The organism is Ilumatobacter sp., from assembly GCF_049588435.1.
GTDB lineage: Bacteria > Actinomycetota > Acidimicrobiia > Acidimicrobiales > Ilumatobacteraceae > Ilumatobacter_A.
On record NZ_JBAVYV010000508.1, the window covers coordinates 1 to 3,347 of the forward strand.

The following is a 3,347-nucleotide window of genomic DNA, read 5'->3' on the forward strand; positions in this document are numbered from 1 at the left end:
CCATGCGAGCGTCCGCCTCGCTGACGCCGTGTTTGCGATGCTTTCTCGCGAGCCGGACACCACCTCAATCACGCCGCTACTCGAACGGCTCGCATCGGAGTGGCAACAGGAGCAGCATCGTGGCGTCTGGTCCGCGACGTCGGGGCTCCGGATCAGTTCAGTCGAGGCTGCTGCGGAGCGCAATCAAGCTCTACGGGTTGAGCTGGAAGACACCCGGCTCAGAGCGGCCGAATACCTCGATGAACGCAACAGTCTCCGTCGAGAACTTCGTTCGAGCTCGGAACGTGCTACCGCATCGGTCGAGGAGGGCGAGCGCCTGAAACAGCAACTGGCCGAGCAGGCGGAGCGTCTGGCAGGCGAAGAACAACGATTGGCCGACGAACGCCAACGAGTTGAAGACGAGTTGGCGTTGCGCAGCACAGCCGAACGGCAACTCACTGGAGAAGAGAACCAGCGTGCGGAGATCGAAAGGCTGCTGACGATCGAGCGTTCCACCCGTCAACGACTCGAACGGCGTTTCGACGATGAGCAGGCGAAGCGGGCCGCGATCCAACAGCGAGCCACTGACGAGACCGCTCAGGCGAAGGGGCGTGCAGATGAGCAAGCCAAACGCGCCCGTGCCGCTGAGCGCCGCTTGAAACGGCTCCAGTCGCGGCGGAGCGTCCGCCTTGCAACCAGCTCGGCACGGCCATTCGGGCCGATCTTCCGAGCGGTCCGTCGATCTCGACAAGGCGATCCGCCGTCGGTGGTGCCGGCGACGCCGAAACAGATCAATGTGCCGACGGTCCCATCGCGCGTCGGCGCTCGGGTCCGCAAGACCTACGACGTCTTCCCCCCAGGCCTCGATGCCGAAACCCGGTTGGGTCTGCGTGGGCACCTGGAGGCAAATCCGATCCTGGCCGACACCACCGTCAGCATCGTCATGCCGACGTACAACCGCGCTGCGCAGATCGGCGACGCGATCGATTCAGTCGTCGCGCAGACCCACACCGACTGGGAGCTGCTCGTGATTGACGATGGGTCCGACGACGAAACATCGGCGGCCATGGTGCGCTACGCGGCTGACGAGAGGATTCGTTTCGTGCAGAACGGGCGAGGAGGAGTCAGTAGCGCCCGGAATGCAGGACTCGAGCTGGCGTCCGGTTCAGTGATCGCATTCTTGGACACCGACAACTCGTGGGACCCGGAGTTTCTTGCGCTGATGGTCGCCGAACTCGACAGGTCTGGCTCACCGATCGGGTACAGCGCGATGCAGTCACGGCAGAACGGTTCGGTCGTCTATTACCGGGGCGATCGGTTCGATCTCGATGAGATGCAGTCGGGCAATTACGTCGACCTCAATGTCCTGTGCCATCGGCGGCACCTCGTCGACGACGGTGCGAGGTTCGACACGGAACTTCGGCGAATGGTCGACTGGGACTACCTGCTCAACATCTCGCGAGGTCGCGACGTCGCCTTCGCGCCCTTTATCGGTGCCACGTACGAGCTCCACAACTCCGAGGACCAGATCTCGACCCGAGAGCCGTATCTGTACCGGAAGGTCATCTCGGCCCGACATGACGCCGGGGGCCCGTCCTGTGCACACCACGACGCTCGGACCACCATCCAGAACTTGACCCTTGACTTCGCCGTGTGTCTTTCCGCTCCACGCGACAAACGCAACGCTTGGGGTGATCACCATTTCGGGGTCGGTCTCGCCCAGGCGCTCGAACGGCGCGGTCACAACACGCACGTCTACTATCACGACGAGAAGGTAGGCCGGAAACACGACGTCATGATCTCGCTGCGAGGTTTGACCGGCCACGAAAGGCCACCCAACGCGCTGCACGTGATGTGGAGTATCAGCCATCCCGAGCTGCTGACATGGGACGACATCGATCGCTGCGACATCTTCTTCAGCGCTTCATTCACTTGGCCGAGATTCTTGGACTGGGTCTCGGAAAAGCCCCATCACGTGCTTCCACAGGCGACCGATCGAGCCCGATTCCATCCGCATGTCGATCGCACGCGCAACGACGAGGTTCTCTTCGTGGGCAACTCGAGACAGGAAGACCGCCCAATGGTGACCGGGGCAGCTGCGATCGGCTTGCCGCTCTCGGTGTACGGCGGTGGATGGCACGACCGCGTTCCTGACGCGATGATCAAGGGCGAGTACCTCCCCAACGAGGAACTGTCTCGACGCTACGCGTCATCTGGTTTGGTCCTGAACGACCATTGGGACTCCATGCGCGACTTCTGATATGTGTCCAATCGCACCTTCGACGTCGTGGCGTCGAGCGGAGTTCTGCTCTCCGACCACCTTCCCAGCCTCGACCGAATCTTCGGTGATTGGGTGTCAACCATTCCTGATGGACAAGATCTTGAAGCGGCCGCTGAAGAGCTGGTCTCGACGGCTCCTGACCAATCGGCGGCAACCTGGGTCTTGGATCACCACAGCTTTGACAACCGAGCAGATTCCATCCTCGCTCATATCGAACAGCACCTGATCGGTGGCGTCGCATCCAGGCAATCGACCGTCGGGAATCCGACTGGGTGTCCGTGCGCCCAGCCAGAAGAAGGTCCGGTCGACCTTCAAGCTGGACGTTCCGTGCGTCCGGTTGCACGGCGTGGGTCCGCGAAGCGGCTTCGTGTGGCTGTGGCGCCTCAAACGACGCCACGAGGTTTCACCTCATCGGCGTACATCCGCCTCGTACAACCGTTGACGTCGGAGATCGACGGTGTCGACCTCGACTTGGTGCGAGTCGACACCGAGGCTCCCGAGGTTGTGGCGACGGACGAACTCGAAGGCTCCGACGTGTTTGTCGTGTCGCGCACTGCCCTCGCCGACGCATCGACGGCTGCCGAGTGGCTCGACGCAGCGGACAAGCTGTCGATCCCGGTGGTTCTCGACATCGACGATGGGTTTCACCGGATGGACGCGACTCATCCCGAGTTCCTGCTCTATCAGGAACGCATCGCGGCACTGCAGTCCGTCATCACACGATCAGCGGAGATTTGGTGTTCGACCGAGTCGTTGGCGGACTCGGTCACCGCGACCGAAGCTTTGATCAGGGTGATCCCCAACTCCATCGATCCACGGCTGTGGCGCCGCTATCGCCCACTCCAGCAGCCCCCGGAGCGCGCCGGCGATCACGGGCTCGAGATCCTCTACGCCGGCACTGCAACGCACGGCTCCGACTTCGATTCGATTGTTCCGGCTCTCGATGAGCTTGCGCAGCAAACGCAGTTTCGACTCACGGTGATCGGCGTTGCCCCGCAGGTGGTGGACCGACCGTGGCTTCGGAGAATGACTCCAGGCCAAGGTGGCCTCTATCCGAAGTATGCAACCTGGATGCGCGATGCGTCAT

General features: G+C 62.3%; 2 protein-coding genes and 1 pseudogene. 2 read left to right on the forward strand and 1 reads right to left on the reverse strand.

The window, feature by feature from the left end; translation table 11 throughout:
• Positions 1–190: 190 nt before the first annotated feature.
• Entirely contained in the window at positions 191–877 is a 687-nt protein-coding gene (locus WBV89_RS19015; RefSeq protein ID WP_423982899.1) for a hypothetical protein, read from the reverse strand.
• 45 nt (positions 878–922) lie between these two features.
• On the opposite strand from WBV89_RS19015, the gene WBV89_RS19020 reads away from it, so the two are divergent.
• Both WBV89_RS19020 and WBV89_RS19025 read left to right on the forward strand, forming a co-directional pair.
• The gene (locus WBV89_RS19020; RefSeq protein WP_423982900.1) at positions 923–2,239 is read left to right on the forward strand and encodes a glycosyltransferase; all 1,317 of its coding nucleotides are present in this window, start codon (positions 923–925) and stop codon (positions 2,237–2,239) included.
• Positions 2,240–2,878: 639 nt separating this feature from the next.
• Positions 2,879–3,347: pseudogene (locus WBV89_RS19025) on the forward strand (glycosyl transferase); the annotation flags it as partial.